Origin of the sequence: Citrobacter sp. MGH104 (genome assembly GCF_001034485.1) — a bacterium.
Classification (GTDB): domain Bacteria; phylum Pseudomonadota; class Gammaproteobacteria; order Enterobacterales; family Enterobacteriaceae; genus Citrobacter; species Citrobacter freundii.
Genome location: NZ_KQ089818.1, coordinates 774,409 through 790,117, shown reverse-complemented (window position 1 = coordinate 790,117; position 15,709 = coordinate 774,409). Strand labels below are relative to the sequence as shown.

At 51.0% G+C, this 15,709-nt stretch carries 13 protein-coding genes; 4 read left to right on the top strand and 9 right to left on the bottom strand.

Features of this window, described 5'->3' with window-relative positions; genetic code table 11:
* Nucleotides 1–36: 36 nt before the first annotated feature.
* The 3 genes from rsuA (at nucleotide 37) to SK34_RS03740 (ending at nucleotide 2,628) form a co-directional block, all read left to right on the top strand.
* Nucleotides 37–744 (top strand): 16S rRNA pseudouridine(516) synthase RsuA, encoded by a 708-nt coding sequence (rsuA, locus tag SK34_RS03750; protein WP_048232406.1) that lies wholly within the window; start codon nucleotides 37–39, stop codon nucleotides 742–744.
* 15 nt (nucleotides 745–759) lie between these two features.
* The gene (locus SK34_RS03745) at nucleotides 760–1,950 is read left to right on the top strand and encodes a Bcr/CflA family multidrug efflux MFS transporter (RefSeq protein ID WP_003027494.1); all 1,191 of its coding nucleotides are present in this window, start codon (nucleotides 760–762) and stop codon (nucleotides 1,948–1,950) included.
* A 333-nt stretch (nucleotides 1,951–2,283) separates the two neighbouring features.
* Nucleotides 2,284–2,628 (top strand): YejG family protein, encoded by a 345-nt coding sequence (locus SK34_RS03740; protein ID WP_085951589.1) that lies wholly within the window; start codon nucleotides 2,284–2,286, stop codon nucleotides 2,626–2,628.
* Nucleotides 2,629–2,631: 3 nt separating this feature from the next.
* On the opposite strand, the gene yejF is transcribed toward SK34_RS03740, so the two are convergent.
* The 9 genes from yejF to SK34_RS03695 all read right to left on the bottom strand — a co-directional run bounded on the left by yejF (nucleotide 2,632) and on the right by SK34_RS03695 (nucleotide 14,292).
* Complete coding sequence (gene yejF / locus SK34_RS03735; protein WP_044701144.1) at nucleotides 2,632–4,221, bottom strand: microcin C ABC transporter ATP-binding protein YejF; 1,590 nt, start codon at nucleotides 4,219–4,221, stop codon at nucleotides 2,632–2,634.
* Nucleotide 4,222: 1 nt separating this feature from the next.
* Nucleotides 4,223–5,248: an ABC transporter permease gene (locus SK34_RS03730; protein WP_032936628.1), complete on the bottom strand. Its 1,026-nt coding sequence runs from the start codon at nucleotides 5,246–5,248 to the stop codon at nucleotides 4,223–4,225.
* Nucleotides 5,248–6,342, bottom strand: a complete 1,095-nt coding sequence (locus SK34_RS03725; RefSeq protein WP_003834575.1) for a microcin C ABC transporter permease YejB — start codon at nucleotides 6,340–6,342, stop codon at nucleotides 5,248–5,250. Before SK34_RS03725 ends, SK34_RS03730 begins: the two co-directional genes overlap by 1 nt.
* Entirely contained in the window at nucleotides 6,343–8,157 is a 1,815-nt protein-coding gene (locus SK34_RS03720; protein ID WP_048232405.1) for an extracellular solute-binding protein, read from the bottom strand.
* 99 nt (nucleotides 8,158–8,256) lie between these two features.
* Nucleotides 8,257–9,816, bottom strand: a complete 1,560-nt coding sequence (locus tag SK34_RS03715) for a cyclic di-GMP phosphodiesterase (protein ID WP_003840059.1) — start codon at nucleotides 9,814–9,816, stop codon at nucleotides 8,257–8,259.
* Nucleotides 9,817–9,988: 172 nt separating this feature from the next.
* Nucleotides 9,989–10,558: a bifunctional murein DD-endopeptidase/murein LD-carboxypeptidase gene (gene mepS / locus SK34_RS03710; protein WP_003027474.1), complete on the bottom strand. Its 570-nt coding sequence runs from the start codon at nucleotides 10,556–10,558 to the stop codon at nucleotides 9,989–9,991.
* A gap of 413 nt (nucleotides 10,559–10,971) precedes the next feature.
* The gene (locus SK34_RS03705; RefSeq protein ID WP_003840063.1) at nucleotides 10,972–11,685 is read right to left on the bottom strand and encodes a phosphatase PAP2 family protein; all 714 of its coding nucleotides are present in this window, start codon (nucleotides 11,683–11,685) and stop codon (nucleotides 10,972–10,974) included.
* A 34-nt stretch (nucleotides 11,686–11,719) separates the two neighbouring features.
* Nucleotides 11,720–12,706 (bottom strand): CobW family GTP-binding protein, encoded by a 987-nt coding sequence (locus SK34_RS03700; RefSeq protein ID WP_044701137.1) that lies wholly within the window; start codon nucleotides 12,704–12,706, stop codon nucleotides 11,720–11,722.
* A gap of 119 nt (nucleotides 12,707–12,825) precedes the next feature.
* The gene (locus SK34_RS03695; RefSeq protein WP_044701134.1) at nucleotides 12,826–14,292 is read right to left on the bottom strand and encodes a mannitol dehydrogenase family protein; all 1,467 of its coding nucleotides are present in this window, start codon (nucleotides 14,290–14,292) and stop codon (nucleotides 12,826–12,828) included.
* 202 nt (nucleotides 14,293–14,494) lie between these two features.
* Here SK34_RS03695 and uxuA point away from each other — a divergent pair, with 202 nt between their 5' ends.
* Nucleotides 14,495–15,685: a mannonate dehydratase gene (gene uxuA, locus SK34_RS03690; RefSeq protein WP_048232404.1), complete on the top strand. Its 1,191-nt coding sequence runs from the start codon at nucleotides 14,495–14,497 to the stop codon at nucleotides 15,683–15,685.
* The last annotated feature ends 24 nt before the right edge of the window (nucleotides 15,686–15,709 follow it).

Here is a 15,709-nt window from a genome sequence, read left to right as displayed (position 1 = left end):
CCCGATTCTCGTATTTTTACAGGCAAAATCACACACATGCGACTTGATAAATTTATCGCTCAGCAACTCGGCGTCAGCCGCGCTATTGCCGGGCGTGAGATCCGTGCTAACCGCGTTACCGTCGACGGTGAAATCGTCAGAAATAGCGCTTTTAAGCTGCTGCCAGAACACGACGTAGAATATGACGGTAATTCCCTGGTTCAACAAAATGGCCCGCGCTATTTTATGCTGAATAAGCCTCAGGGTTATGTTTGCTCAACGGATGATCCCGATCACCCGACGGTGCTCTATTTCCTTGATGAACCGGTTGCCTACAAACTGCATGCGGCAGGGCGTCTGGATATCGACACCACTGGACTGGTGATGATGACCGATGACGGACAGTGGTCGCATCGCATCACCTCTCCTCGTCACCATTGTGAGAAAACCTATCTGGTGACGCTGGAGTCGCCAGTGGCAGATGATACCGCCGAACAGTTTGCCCATGGCGTACAGTTGCACAATGAGAAAGACCTGACCAAACCGGCCGTGCTGGAAGTGATTACGCCAACTCAGGTGCGCTTGACCATCAGCGAAGGGCGCTATCATCAGGTTAAACGTATGTTTGCCGCGGTGGGTAACCACGTTGTGGAACTGCACCGTGAACGGATTGGTGACATCTGGCTTGATGAGGATCTGGCGCCAGGTGAATACCGTCCTTTGACTGAAGAAGAAATCGCCAGCGTTAACTTAACCCCGCGTTAATTTCAGGAGCTAAATGTGACCACCCGGCAGAACTCGTCAATTGCCATTGTCTTTATCCTTGGCTTGTTAGCCATGTTGATGCCGTTGTCGATTGATATGTATCTTCCGGCGCTGCCTGTTATCTCTGAACAGTTTGGTGTGCCAGCAGGTAGCGCGCAGATGACCCTCAGTACCTATATTCTGGGGTTCGCAGTGGGGCAACTGTTCTATGGGCCAATGGCAGACAGCCTTGGACGCAAGCCAGTGATCCTGGGCGGGACGCTGGTGTTTGCGGCGGCGGCTGTGGCCTGCGCACTGGCGCAAACCATCGATCAACTGATTGTGATGCGTTTCTTCCACGGCCTGGCTGCTGCTGCAGCGAGCGTGGTTATCAACGCCCTGATGCGTGATATCTATCCGAAAGAAGAGTTTTCGCGCATGATGTCATTCGTCATGCTGGTCACGACAATTGCGCCATTAATGGCACCGATTATCGGTGGCTGGGTGCTGGTATGGCTGAGCTGGCACTATATCTTTTGGATCCTCGCCATGGCGGCTATTCTGGCGTCGGTGATGATCCTTACACTGATCAAAGAGACTCTGCCGGTAGAGCGTCGCCAGCCATTTCGCCTGCGTACTACTATTGGCAACTTTGCCTCGCTGTTTCGTCATAAACGTGTGCTGAGCTATATGCTGGCCAGCGGATTCAGTTTTGCCGGGATGTTCTCGTTTTTGAGCGCCGGCCCCTTTGTCTACATTGAGATCAACCACGTTTCACCGCAACATTTCGGTTATTACTTCGCACTGAACATCGTATTCCTGTTCGTGATGACTATCATCAACAGCCGCTTTGTGCGTCGGGTTGGGGCATTGAATATGTTCCGTACTGGTCTGTGGATCCAGTTCGTGATGGCAGGCTGGATGGTCTTTAGCACACTGTTTGGGTTGGGGTTCTGGGCCCTGGTCGTGGGCGTTGCGGCATTTGTTGGCTGTGTGTCGATGGTGTCATCTAACGCTATGGCGGTTATTCTGGATGAATTTCCACATATGGCGGGAACGGCGTCATCGCTGGCAGGGACATTCCGCTTCGGCATTGGTGCCATCGTTGGGGCGCTGTTGTCTCTGGCGACCTTTAACTCGGCCTGGCCAATGATATGGTCGATCGCATTTTGCGCTACCTGTTCAATTCTCTTCTGTCTTTACGCCAGTCGCGCCCAAAAACGGTGATCTATTACACATCCTGGGGGCCATAAGGCCTCCAGAGTTGATATACATCAACCGCAAATCTATCAGTTCCCCTGGTTATGTTTATTTTATGTAAAATCAATTTATGTAAAAAGTCACATCATTGTAGTTAAAAAGGTTGAGTTAGATCGCAGAAACGAGTACATATAGCCCGGAAATATGCCGGAACTATTGAATAATTTTAATTACCTGGTTCGGAAAGCGGCATAAAGACAGGGTGTAAACGTTTACCAACTGTCTGAAGACGTATTGTCAATGATGTGTTAATATTGATGTAAAATAATTGTGAAGTGATTGTGCTTCCAGGGAAAGAAAGTGATGACATTACAACTCTCAATCGTTCATCGTCTGCCGCAGAGCTATCGTTGGTCGGTGGGTTTCGCAGGTTCAAAGGTTGAACCGATTCCGCAAAACGGTCAGAGCAATGAGAACAGCCTGGTGGCGCTCAAATTGCTCAGCCCTGATGGTGACAGCGCATGGTCAGTCATGCATAAGCTCAGCCAGGCCCTCAGCGACATTGAGGTTCCTTGTTCTGTACTGGAATGCGAAGGGGAGCCGTGCCTGTTTGTGAATCGCCAGGATGAATTTGCCGCGACCTGCAGACTGAAAAACTTCGGCGTGGCCATCGCAGAGCCGTTTTCAAATAACAATCCGTTTTGAGCGTCAGCTTAGCGCAAGCAGCTGACGCGTATAGGCTTGCTGTGGCGCGTTAAATACGTGCTCGCATTGCCCTTGCTCCACAACCTCTCCCTGACGTAGCACAATAACCTGATGGCATAACGCGCGTACTACGTGCAAATCATGGCTGATAAAAATATAAGCCAGCCGATGCTTTTCCTGTAAGGACTTTAACAACGTCAGGATTTGCGCCTGTACGGTTCTGTCTAGCGATGATGTTGGCTCATCCAGGATAATCAAGGAAGGTTTGAGAATCAATGCTCTGGCGATGGCAATACGTTGACGCTGACCGCCGGAAAACTCAGCCGGATAACGATGCCGCGTTTCGCTATCCAGTCCCACTTCCGTCATCACCGCTTTCACCTGCGCCTCGCGTTGTTCGGCTGACAGGGTTGGCTGATGAACGCGTAACCCCTCCTCGATAATCTGTAGCACGCTCAGGCGTGGGTTAAGCGAGGAGTTGGGATCCTGAAATACCACCTGAATACGGTGACGGACCGGCAACAGCTGGCGACGATTTAAGGTATGCAGCGCCTGACCATCGAACACAATACTTCCCTGTGAGGAGATTAACCTCAGGAGCGCCAGTCCGGTAGTGCTTTTCCCCGACCCAGACTCACCTACCAACCCCAGCGTTTCACCGGGCCGCAGAGAGAAACTGATATTGTTAACCACGACGTTGTGGTCCACCACACGCTTCAGGATACCTTTGCGGATGGGGAAGGCGACGTGCAGTTTTTCCACTTCCAGCAGCGGGGCTTGTCCGGCCGGTAAAGGTACCGGGTCGCCGGAAGGTTCACTGTTTAGCAACTTCTGTGTGTAGGGATGCGTGGGCGCAGTGAGCAACTGTGCTGCTTTATTTTGCTCAACGCACTGACCGTTTTGCATGACCGCCACGGTATCGGCCAGCTTTTTCACAATACTGAGGTTGTGGGTGATGAACAGTAATCCCATGTTCAGCTCGCGCTGTAGTTCCCTCAGCAGTTGCAGGATCTGTGCCTGAACGGAAACGTCCAGCGCGGTAGTCGGTTCATCGGCAATCAGCAGCTCCGGTCGTGTTAGCAATGCCATGGCGATCATCACGCGCTGGCGTTCCCCGCCGGACAGTTGGTGCGGGTAGTCTGCGAGACGTTTGGCCGCCTGACGGATGCCAACGCGATCCAGACAGGTCAGGATTTCTGCTCGCGCGGCCTCCCGACGCATTCCCCTATGCAGCGACAGCACTTCATAAAGCTGTTTTTCCAGATTGTGAAGCGGGTTCAGTGACACCATTGGTTCCTGGAAAATCATGGCGATTTTATTCCCCCGCACGCCGCGAAGCGTTTGCTCATCGGCGTGAAGTAATGATTCACCATGAAAACGGATGTCGCCGGAAAGGTAGACGACCGGAGGGGAGGGCAATAACCGTAAAATAGATAGCGCGGTCACGCTTTTACCTGAGCCGGACTCACCCACCAGCGCCAGCGTTTGTCCGGCATCAACGCGCAGTGACAGACTGTTGACCACGGTGCGCACGGTCTCTTGTTGACGAAAACCTACCGATAAATTGTCAATAGCTAACAGAGGTTGTGTCATCTTAAATCGCCTTGTTGGGATCGAACGCGTCGCGTACCGCTTCACCAATAAAGATCAGAAGCGATAAGAGCAGGGCAACGGAGATGAACGCGGTGATGCCAAGCCACGGCGCCTGCAGGTTGTTTTTACCCTGTAACAGAAGTTCTCCGAGCGATGGCGAGCCAAGCGGTAAGCCAAACCCAAGAAAATCCAGCGAGGTTAGAGTGGTTATCGAGGCGCACAAAATAAACGGTAAAAAGGTCAGAGCGGCAACCATCGCATTGGGTAGCATATGGCGCAGAATAATACTGCTATCGCCCACGCCGAGCGCCTGAGCGGCACGAATATAATCAAAGTTTCGGGTACGTAAAAACTCCGCGCGCACCACGCCAACCAGGCTCATCCAGCCAAACAGCACGGTAATACCCAGCAGCCACCAGAAGTTAGGCTGGACAACGCTCGACAGTAGAATGATGAGAAACAGCGTTGGCATACCGGACCAAACTTCAATGAATCGTTGCCCCCACAGGTCCACCTTGCCGCCATAATAGCCCTGTATTGCGCCAGCCATAATGCCCATCACGCTCGAACACAGGGTGAGCATTAAGCCAAATAAGACAGAAATACGTGTGCCGTAGAGGATCCGTGCCAGTACATCACCGCCGTTGGCGTCTGTTCCCAGCCAGTTTTGTGCAGAAGGCGGGGAAGGGAAGGGCTTATCGGTGGCAAAGTTAATGCTGGTCGCCCCGAAGCGTATTGGTGCCCACAGGATCCAGCCCTGGTTTTCTAGGCGCTGCTGTAGCCACGGATCCTGATAATCAGCCCGGGTCGCCAGCGGTCCGCCGAAGTCGCTTTCACTGTAGTTTTTGAACAGGGGGAAATACCAGCTATTGTCGTAGCGCACCAGTAACGGCTTATCATTGGCAATCAGTTCTGAACACAGACTAAGACCGAACAGCACCAGAAAAATCCACAGCGACCAGTAGCCGCGACGGTTGTGGCGAAAGCGCGCCCAGCGGGCCTGATTGACGGGGCTTAATCGCGACATTAGCGTCCCTCAAAATCAATACGGGGATCGACCAGCGTATAGCTGATGTCGCTGAGGATATTCAGCAGCAGACCGATCAGGGTGAAGATATAGAGTGTGCCAAACATTACCGGATAGTCGCGCGATACGGTGGATTCATACCCCAGTAGTCCCAGACCGTTAAGCGAGAACATCACCTCAATCAGCAGCGAACCGGTAAAAAACATGCTGATAAACGTCGCCGGGAAGCCGGCGATCACCAGCAACATGGCATTGCGAAACACATGTTTCCACAGAATATTTTTCTCGCTGACCCCTTTAGCGCGTGCGGTGACGACATACTGTTTGCGCACCTCATCCAGAAATGAGTTCTTGGTCAGCATAGTCAGCGCGGCAAACCCACCAACTACCGTCGCCAGCACCGGCAGGGTAATATGCCAAAGGTAGTCGGTCACTTTCTGATACCAGGGCAGGGAGTCAAAATTGGCGGAAACTAGCCCGCGCAGCGGGAACAGGTCGTAGTAGCTGCCCCCGGCAAAAAAGACGATCAGCAAAATGGCAAACAGAAAGGCCGGAATGGCATAGCCAATAATAATAAATGCGCTACTCCAGACATCAAACCGGCTGCCGTTGTGAACCGCTTTGCGGATCCCAAGCGGTATCGACACCAGATAGATGATGAGCGTACTCCATAGGCCCAGCGTAACGGAAACCGGCAGGCTGTCTTTGATAAGCGTCAGCACAGAGGCGCTACGAAACAGGCTGTCGCCGAAATCGAAACGAATATAGTCCCAAAGCATTTTGAAATAACGCTCATGAATGGGCTTATCGAACCCGTAGCGCCGAGTGATTTCCGCGATGACTTCCGGGTCCAGACCCCGGCCGCCGCGATAATTACTGTCGCTGATGTTACCAACGCCGGTTTGCGCATGGCTGGCGCGAACGCCTTCGCTACCCGCGCCAGGTAATGCCCCGCTTTGCCCGAACTCAATGGCGGCGACGGCCTGTTCAACCGGACCGCCGGGGGCAATTTGCACGATAAAAAAGTTGATGGTGATGATGGCCCAAAGCGTTGGGATCACCAGCAGCAGACGTCGAATCAGATAAGCGCCCATCTATTCTCCCTGCCGTCTGGCTGCGGGCAGTTTCGCCGCTTTGTTGACGTCATACCACCAGTTGTCGAGGCCAATGGTATAAATTGGGCGAATAGCCGGATGCGAAAATTTGTCCCACCAGGCGATACGATCCTCGGCCATAAACCACATCGGCAACATGTAGTAATTCCAGGTTAAAACTCTGTCCAGTGCCCGGCCGAGTGGGATCAGTTTGGCTTTATCACCTTGCGCGGCAATGATTTGACCGATCAGCTTATCGATAACCGGGCTTTGCACACCGGGGGCGTTATAGCTGGAGTCAATATATTGAGAAGCCCACAGAATTTGCAGGTCTGAACTCGGCCACGGCATTGCGCGATACAACCTTGGCATCATGTCATAGTCGCGACTGCGTAAGCGGTTGGTGATTTGTGAGTTATCAACCTGGCGAATGTTCATGGTAATGCCTAAGCGTTGCAGGTTGTGCTGGAACGGCAACACCCACTGACTGTTGCTGCCCGCCGGGAGCAATAGTTCAAAGCTCAGAGGTTTACCGCTGACGCTGTTTACGCGCTGCTGCCCCTTGAGTACCCATCCGGCTTGTTCCAGTAAGGTATCGGCTTTCAGCAAGTTCTCACGATCGTAGCCATCGCCTTTTGATTTTGGCGGCTGATAGATTTGGCTGAAGACCTCAGGAGGGAGATCTTTTTTCAAGGGCGCGAGTATCACCAGCTCATCTGCATCGGGGTAATTTGTCGCAGCATATTCGGTATTCTGAAAATAGCTGTTGGTCCGGCTCCAGGCGTTATAGAACAGGGCTTTATTCATCCATTCAAAATCAAAGGCCAGCGTGATGGCTTCCCGCACCCGTCGGTCACTGAACACCGGACGCTGAATATTAAAAGCCAGCCAGCGCGTATCCTGGGCGGATTCATTTTTTTGTTCATCTTTGATGATGTAATGATTCGCAAAATTTTTCCCGGTATAACGCGTCGCCCAGTTTTTGGCATCATTTTCAAGACGCAGATCAAACGCACCGGCCTTAAACGCTTCAAAGGCGACGTTATCATCCAGATAATAGTCGTAGCGGATGGTATCGAAGTTCCAGCGTCCACGATTGACGGGTAGATTAGCGGCCCAATAATCTTTGACGCGCGAATAGACAATATACTGGCCCATCTTCCATTTGGTAATGCGATAAGGGCCGCTGGCGAGCGGTGGCGATGATAAGGGATCGCTGAGCTTATGGTCTTTCCAGTACTTCTCTGGCATCACGGGTAATGAAAACAGGCTGAGCATGTCCTCTTTACTCGGTTTGGCTAATTCAATGCGTACGGTTAATGGCGCGATGGCTTTTACCGTTGTTCCCTTGTAGACCAGACGAAACTGTGGCACGCCTTCAGTCATAAATTTGTGGAAGGTGAATGCGACGTCGCGGGCGGTAATGGGTGATCCATCGTGAAAACGCGCTCGTGGATTAATGGCAATTTCTACCCAGGAATAGTCGTCAGCATAGCGTGCGCTGTCGGCAATGAGCGGGTAATAGCTACCAGGCTCATCGTCAGAGGTTGTAAACAGCGTATCGTAAAGCGTTTCGGTACGTGCGCCGGGATTACCGCGCATTGCATAGCGGTTAAAGTTGTCAAATGTGCCAATGGCGGAGAGGGTGATTTGACCACCTTTAGGGGCTGCGGGATTAACATAATCGAAGTGATTAAAGTTAAACGCGTACTTCGGTTCACCCAGCACGGCAAAAGCATAGCTTTCTTTGATGGATTGCGCCTGGGCGCTAAACCCGATGAGGGTGATAAACAGAAGCAATACGCGAGGGATCATTAAAAGCGATTTCCTTTTCCTGCCACAACCCGACGGGCATCATGCCTGAAAGATAAGAGATGTAGCGGCGAGTGAGAATATATGAATCGCATACTGCGATCACCACGTCGGCTTATTGGGCTGCGCCATCCAACGCACGAAATCAGCAAGCTTTAATGGGCGGCTAATCCAGTATCCCTGGAAAAAATGTACTCCACGTTCGCGCAGCCAACGGGCTTGCTCAGGTGTTTCTACCCCTTCAGCAACCGTCAGCATATTAAGACGTTTAGAGAGTGTCAACACAGCGTCCAGAACCGGAGAGGTCAGGGTTTCCGTCCCAATGGCGTTAATAAAGCCGCGATCGATTTTCAGGTAGTCAACGGTAAAGCGTTCCAGATAAATAAGTGCGCTATGACCGGTGCCAAAATCATCAATGGCAATCTCAAAACCTGCTGAATGCAGCCATTCAAATAGCTCGATTGCCTTGTTTTGATGCAGCATATCCCGCTCGGTGATTTCCAGCACCAGTTGAAAATAGTTCGCGGGAAGGCAGGCGTACAGGCGTTGAATATCATCTTTAAACGTCTCGCCGTGTAAGTGCGTTGGCGCGATATTGATCCCCAATTTTGCGCCAGCGGGTAACACTTTTTGCAGCATCGGCGCGTCCTGGGCTATCAGCTTAAAGAGGTGCTGGGTTAGCGGCACAATCATTTTCTGTGATTCTGCGTAATGAATAAAGGCATCCGGGGGGATCTCACCGGTGGTCGGGTGATGCCAGCGTAATAGTACCTCAACACCTTTCACCTCCAGCGTTTGCACCTCTACCACGGGCTGGTACACCACATAAAACTGATTGTGTTTGATGGCGTTAAGGATATCTTTCCCCGGGCGTAAACGGACGGCATAGATGTAGTACCAGAGAAGGAGAGCGGTCATGATCCCGGCCATGCATCCGAGCATGATGGCGTATCCAACATCTTTATACGTCCACCGATCCGCGTAAAAACGCACCTCCAACGGGAATGTAGACAAGGCTGCATTATATGATGGGAGAGCAGGGAGTTCAGACACGGGGATTAATTGTTTGGAAAACGTGGTGATAGCCGTCTTCCCGACGATGAGTGCCACACCGTTGAAATCATCTTGCCGGGCGTTATAGAGAAGATAGGGTGCCAGGTTAACATTCAGGGTGGCAAAAACGCCGCTGTTCTGTAATGAATGATTGCGATACCAAATGAGTATTGCCGGTTTATTCGGCATCATTGGCGTACCGGGCTGGAGATCCATATCGATATCTTTCGTCATGTCCAGCACGGGAACCAATTGCTGAAGAGGCGTATTCATTGAACCGGTTGCTGAAGAGCAGAAAGCGATACCGTCTTTTACCAGCAAAAAGGCCCGCACATTCAGGCTAAACGCGGCGCTGGAAGTGAGTTGAGCTGAAGCTTGCGAGCAGGTGTCTTTTACCAGAGGTTGCAGTGTGTTGGTGGTGGTTTCAAGGTCAGCGAAGAAACTTTCAATATAGTTTTGTATGTTAGACGTTAGCGTGTCGTACTTTGCGTTTCGTTGATGCCATGACATAAAAAACTGCAGTGAGCTGACGAGTAACGCGACGACTATCCCCGTTATAACGCAGGTGAGCAGGAGTTTCCGATCGGAAGAAGAGGAGCGCCTTAACATAGTTCCTTATGTTTACCTGAAGTAACCACTTATCCTGTATGAATATAACCTGAAATGACTCATGTTGTGAGATTTTTCTTAGTTACAAGGGCAAAGCAAAAAAAAGCACCGCCGTAGCAGTGCTTTTTTATATGTCTCATCAGGATAGCCAAGGGATAGCTGCCAAACGAAATTAACTGCGGCTCAGAACCCGGCGAGCTTCGTTGTAACGTTTTTTCCAGTAAGGCTCGTTCATGCTGGAAATGATAACGCCACTGCTGGTCGAGGCATGTACGAACTGGTTGTTGCCGATATAAATACCGACGTGTCGGCCAGTAGAGCCAGCACGGAACAGAACCAGATCGCCTGTACGCAGATTAGTGCGCGAAACGGATTTACCCGTTTCCTGTTGTTCATAGGTTGAGCGAGGAAGCTCTAAACCAAATTGCTCACGAAACGTACGCTGTACGAAGCTTGAACAATCAATACCTTTTTTGGTGCTGCCGCCAAGGCGGTAACGCACGCCTTTCCAGTCAGCATATTGGTCCATAATACGTGATTTAACATCGATATTACGTACCATATTTTCAAATTCATCCTGAGAGGCTTGCAGTGAAGAGTTATCTCCATTGCCCACAGCATGCGTCTCAGAATGCATATTCCTGGCGGTGTTCGTTGTGCTACATGCAGAAAGCAGAACCGCAACTGCTATCGCGGGTATGCCCCGCAAGATATATCTCAAAATCGGTTGAGATTTGACCATTTTGTTTGTTTTCCCTTGAAGTCCTTAACGATAAATATCGTTATAAAAAATGCCAAACGTGACGAGACTAATTACCATCGCACGATGAGACAATTCCTTAAGGTCAAATCTGTGGCAGAACGCACAAATTTATTCTGAAAGGGAATAATTATCCCGCGAGGCAAAACGTGTTCGAGATTACCCGATCGTTCCGGTCAATGCGAGTGATTTTACGTGATTTCTTATAAGAAAAATTGATACAGAAAGTGAATAAACGGCATTGTCTAAATTAAGAACAATCAGGGTAAAAAATACGCAACTTACTCATTTTAAACATGAATAAGATGACAGGAGAATGACAATCAGAATGATGAAATATTGCCAGGCATCATCAGGGAATCAGAAGTATCCCTGATGATGTTAATTACTCTGCGTTATTTGTTTAAAAATTGTTTGTTTTTGCCGGGTAGATAATTCACGAACAGAGTGACTAATCGGTCGCTTAATGGCGTCATTAGCCACCAGGGAAGGCCAATCAAGACCACCGTCATGGAACCAACCACGATATCGGTGAGCCAGTGGGCGCCAATCATTACGCGTGGGAAGGCAAAAACCACAGCGATAATAAGGCCGATTATTCCTGCGACTTTTCCGAAATAACGCAGCATGAATGCGGAAAAAATAAGCAACATCATGCCGTGATCGCCAGGAAAACTGTCTTTCGACGCATCTTTGGTCGGAATATGCAGCAGTTCACTGACGCGATAAATATTATCCAGCATCAGAGTTGGGCTGGCACGTTTAACGGGAATAAGCGCCTGGCCCAGCTGATTTAATATCACTGCGGTAAGCAGCATAACCAAACCGATAGCCACAATGCGTCGGCGACCTTCCGATGTCTCTTTGAGCCAAAAGTGCAGCATCAATGCGCCCATTGCCAGCAATGAGCAGCCATCAAATGCCCGGTTATTGGTTATAGCAACAACCCATAAGAACAGCGGGCTTTCCACCAGTTTATGGTTAAAGAAGCGGAAAACGCCCGTATCCAGTGAAGACCAGAACCCATGCCCGGCTGGAATATACCAGGACAGAAACAGTGCCAGGCCCACAATATTAAGCAGGAGGATTAGAGGGTATCGGGTTTTCATCGTCGTTTACCATTGCTAAAAAACGAAGGCAACCTTACGCGCTAGCGCCTAAACGAAGTCTCAACAATGCGCTCTGCAGCGCATTCCAGTCGGTCTCGGTATCGGCGATGAGTTCAATACGACTATCTGGTGGCGCGACGTTTTGCGTCTCTATATGCCAGTCGTCTCCCTGGCGGTTAATGCGTACCAGTCCTTCTTTAATACGCATTACCCCCTTCACACGTCCAACAGGAGCAAGACGAGACCATTCCAGCAGACCGATAGTATCGAACACCGTATCGGCGTCAAAAATCCAACCGCAGGCCTGATGGCCCTGTCCGCTGTTCAGGCTACGACGCCAGCGCTGCTGTGCGGGTAGGCTCAACGCTGCCAGCCCCTTTTTGTCGGCATGACTATGGGTGTGCTCCGCGCTTACAGGAAGCTCTGCCAGGTTTAGCCGGGGCAAATCCAGTAGCTGTCCGTCAATTTGTCCATGGTCGGCATGAACTAACTGGCGATTACCTCCATAGTGTTGCCACCAGCTTTGCAGGGCGTTTTCGCTTTCCGTCGTGGCACGGTCGGTTTTGTTGGCAACAATGATATCTGCGGCGGCCAGCTGGTCGCGGAAATTGTCATTGGCGACGCTTTTTTCATCCAGTAACAGCCGCGGGTCAAGAATACAGAGGGTCGCACGCAGATCGATCCACGGTTCGTAAACCGGTGCGGTGAGTAAATCCAGAATCTGTTTAGGGTGGCCGAGGCCGGTGGGTTCAATGAGCAGACGGTCAGGTTTTCCCTGACGTAGCAGCGTATTGAGACCAACCTGCATCGGCAGACCGTTAACGCAGCACATACAGCCGCCGGGGATCTCTTTTAACAGCGCACCGCTGTTAGCCAGTAGCGCGCCATCAATGCCAACTTCGCCAAACTCATTAACCAGCACGGCCCACTTCTCAGCAGGATCTTTGTTTGCCAATAAATGAAGAATAGAGGTGGTTTTGCCACTGCCGAGAAAACCGGTGATGAGATTGGTTTTAGTCACATTTACTCCAGATTCATAAATTACCGTAATGGCATTTAACAATCCTGGCGAAAAACGGTGAAAAAGAGAAGGGGTGAGAGGACGAAGACGCGCTTCGTCCTGTTTAATGGCAGAAATCGTTAACTTTTTAACGTATCAATGACAGCCTGATGCGCACCGTATTGGGCAATGCGTTGCCAGGCCTGCTGAATGGCCGCGACAAACTGCGGATTCTGGACGAGATCGGTAGCGAAAATTTCGCGCAGCGAAAGCAGGGCGCTGACACGTTCTGATTCAGTACTCTGTTTAACCAGAGCGGCAATTTTCTCACTTAGTGGGTCACGAATATCAATTGCTGCGCCTGAGTCATCCACGCCGCTCACATAACGCATCCAGCCTGCGACACCGAGCGCCAGCAGCGGCCATTCGCTTTGGCGGGCTAAATGTACGCGGATCCCTTCCAACATGCGCTGGGGTAATTTCTGGCTACCGTCCATCGCAATTTGCCAGGTTTTATGTTTCAACGCTGGGTTGGCAAAACGCTCCAACAGGCTAAGGGCATACTGGTCTAAATCAACGTCGATAATTTGCAGCGTAGGCGCCTGTTCGTTGAGCATCAGACGGTAGGCGGCTTCACGAAATGCGCTGTCCTGCATGCAGTCGCTGATGTGCTGGAACCCGGCCAGATAACCGAGATAAGCCAGAAACGAATGACTGCCGTTCAGCATCCGCAGTTTCATTTGTTCCCACGGCAAGACGTTTTCGACCATCTGGACGCCCGCCGTTTCCCATTCTGGGCGGCCACACACAAAATTATCTTCAATCACCCACTGGATAAACGGTTCGCAGCTGATTGCGCAAGGATCGGCAACGCCCAGCTCGCGTGCGATTTCAGCCAGTGACTCTTCGGTAGCGGCAGGAACAATGCGATCCACCATGGTACCCGGAAAGCTGACATGCTCCTGAATCCAGGTTGCCAGTTCTGGTGAACGTTTTTCCGCCATTCCCAGTACGGCGTTTTTTACCACATGACCATTGTCCGGGATATTATCGCAAGAGAGGACGGTAAACGGCTGTAGCCCGCGTTCACGTCGGCGGTGTAGCGCTTCAACAATAATTCCTGGGACAGAGTGCGGTTCAGTCGGTGTTTGCAGATCGTGAGCAATACGTGGATTACTGAGGTCTAACGAGCCTGTAGCCGGATCGATGCAGTAGCCTTTTTCCGTAATGGTTAACGAGACAATAGCCACCTGAGGCTCGCAGAATTTTTCAATAATAGCCGCCAGTGAATCCAGCCTGGCGTTGAGACATTCGTTGACGGAGCCGATAACAATCGGTTGGTTGCCGTTGGCCCCTTTCTCCAGCACGGTAAATAAATGATCCTGTTCGCGCAGTTGGCTCATCAGTCGATCGCCGCTGAACAGACTGATCTCACAAATACCCCAGTCTCCACCCTGCGCATTCAGCACCCTGTCGGTGAGTAACGCCTGATGGGCGCGGTGAAAAGCACCGAAACCAAAATGTACAATCCGCGTTTTTAATTGCTGGCGGTCGTACTGCGGCATCATGACATTTTCCGCCAGTGGCGCTGAGGCAATAGTTTTCATTAAATACACCTGATTAACCATTAATTAACAATGGCAGTATAAAGTTATATGATAGCAAATTGAATTGGTGTGCCTCATTTATCCGGGGAATGTGAGCTTGATCAACCAATCACCGGCAATGTGTTGATCATCTAACGGATGCCTGTATGGTAGTCGTCATTAAGGTGATTTAATTTGGTATAACAACTTGTGGGGTAAAACAATGGAACAAACCTGGCGTTGGTACGGACCTAACGATCCGGTATCGCTTGATGATGTGCGTCAGGCTGGCGCAACGGGTGTTGTAACCGCCTTGCACCATATTCCTAACGGTGAAGTGTGGCCGGTAGAAGAAATTCAACAGCGTCAGGCCATTCTGGCTGAAAAAGGGCTGACCTGGTCGGTGGTGGAAAGTATCCCTGTCCACGAAGATATCAAAACGCGTTCAGGTCAATATCAAACGTGGATTGCCAACTATCAGCAGAGTATCCGTAATCTTGCGACCTGCGGCATCGATACCGTGTGCTATAACTTCATGCCGATCCTCGACTGGACGCGTACCGACCTCGAATATCAGCTGCCGGATGGTTCCAAAGCGCTGCGTTTTGACCAGATTGCCTTTGCAGCTTTCGAGCTGCACATTCTGCAACGCCCGGGAGCTGAAGCGGATTATACCGACGAAGAACAACGCCAGGCGCTGGGCTACTTCAATGCTATGAGCGATGCAGAAATTGAAAAGCTGACACGCAATATCATTGCTGGCCTGCCTGGTGCAGAAGAGGGCTATACGCTGGATCAGTTTCGTGCGCGCCTTGCTGAATATGACGGCATCAGTAAAGACGATCTGCGCGAAAATATGGCGGTATTCCTGCGGGCGATTGTGCCAGTGGCAGAAGAAGTCGGCGTGCGTCTGGCCGTGCATCCTGACGATCCGCCGCGCCCGATCCTCGGTCTGCCGCGTATCGTTTCGACTATCGAAGATATGCAGTGGCTGAAAGAAACCGTCGACAGTATTAATAATGGTTTCACCATGTGTACCGGTTCTTACGGCGTGCGCGCTGATAACGATCTGGTGAAAATGATCGAAACCTTTGGCGATCGTATCCACTTCACGCACCTGCGCTCGACCTGTCGTGAAGATAACCCGAAAACGTTCCATGAAGGTGCGCACCTGCAGGGTGATGTGGATATGGTATCGGTGGTGGCTGCCATTTTGAGCGAAGAGCAGCGGCGTAAAAAGGCGGGCGATCTGCGTCCTATCCCGATGCGTCCGGATCATGGACACCAGATGCTTGACGATCTACACAAGAAAACCAATCCGGGCTACTCGGCGATTGGTCGCCTGAAAGGACTGGCAGAAGTCCGCGGCGTTGAGCTGGCGCTGAAACAAACGCAGTTCCGCGACCTGCTGTAAGTCTAACAACAGGGATTGCGCTAC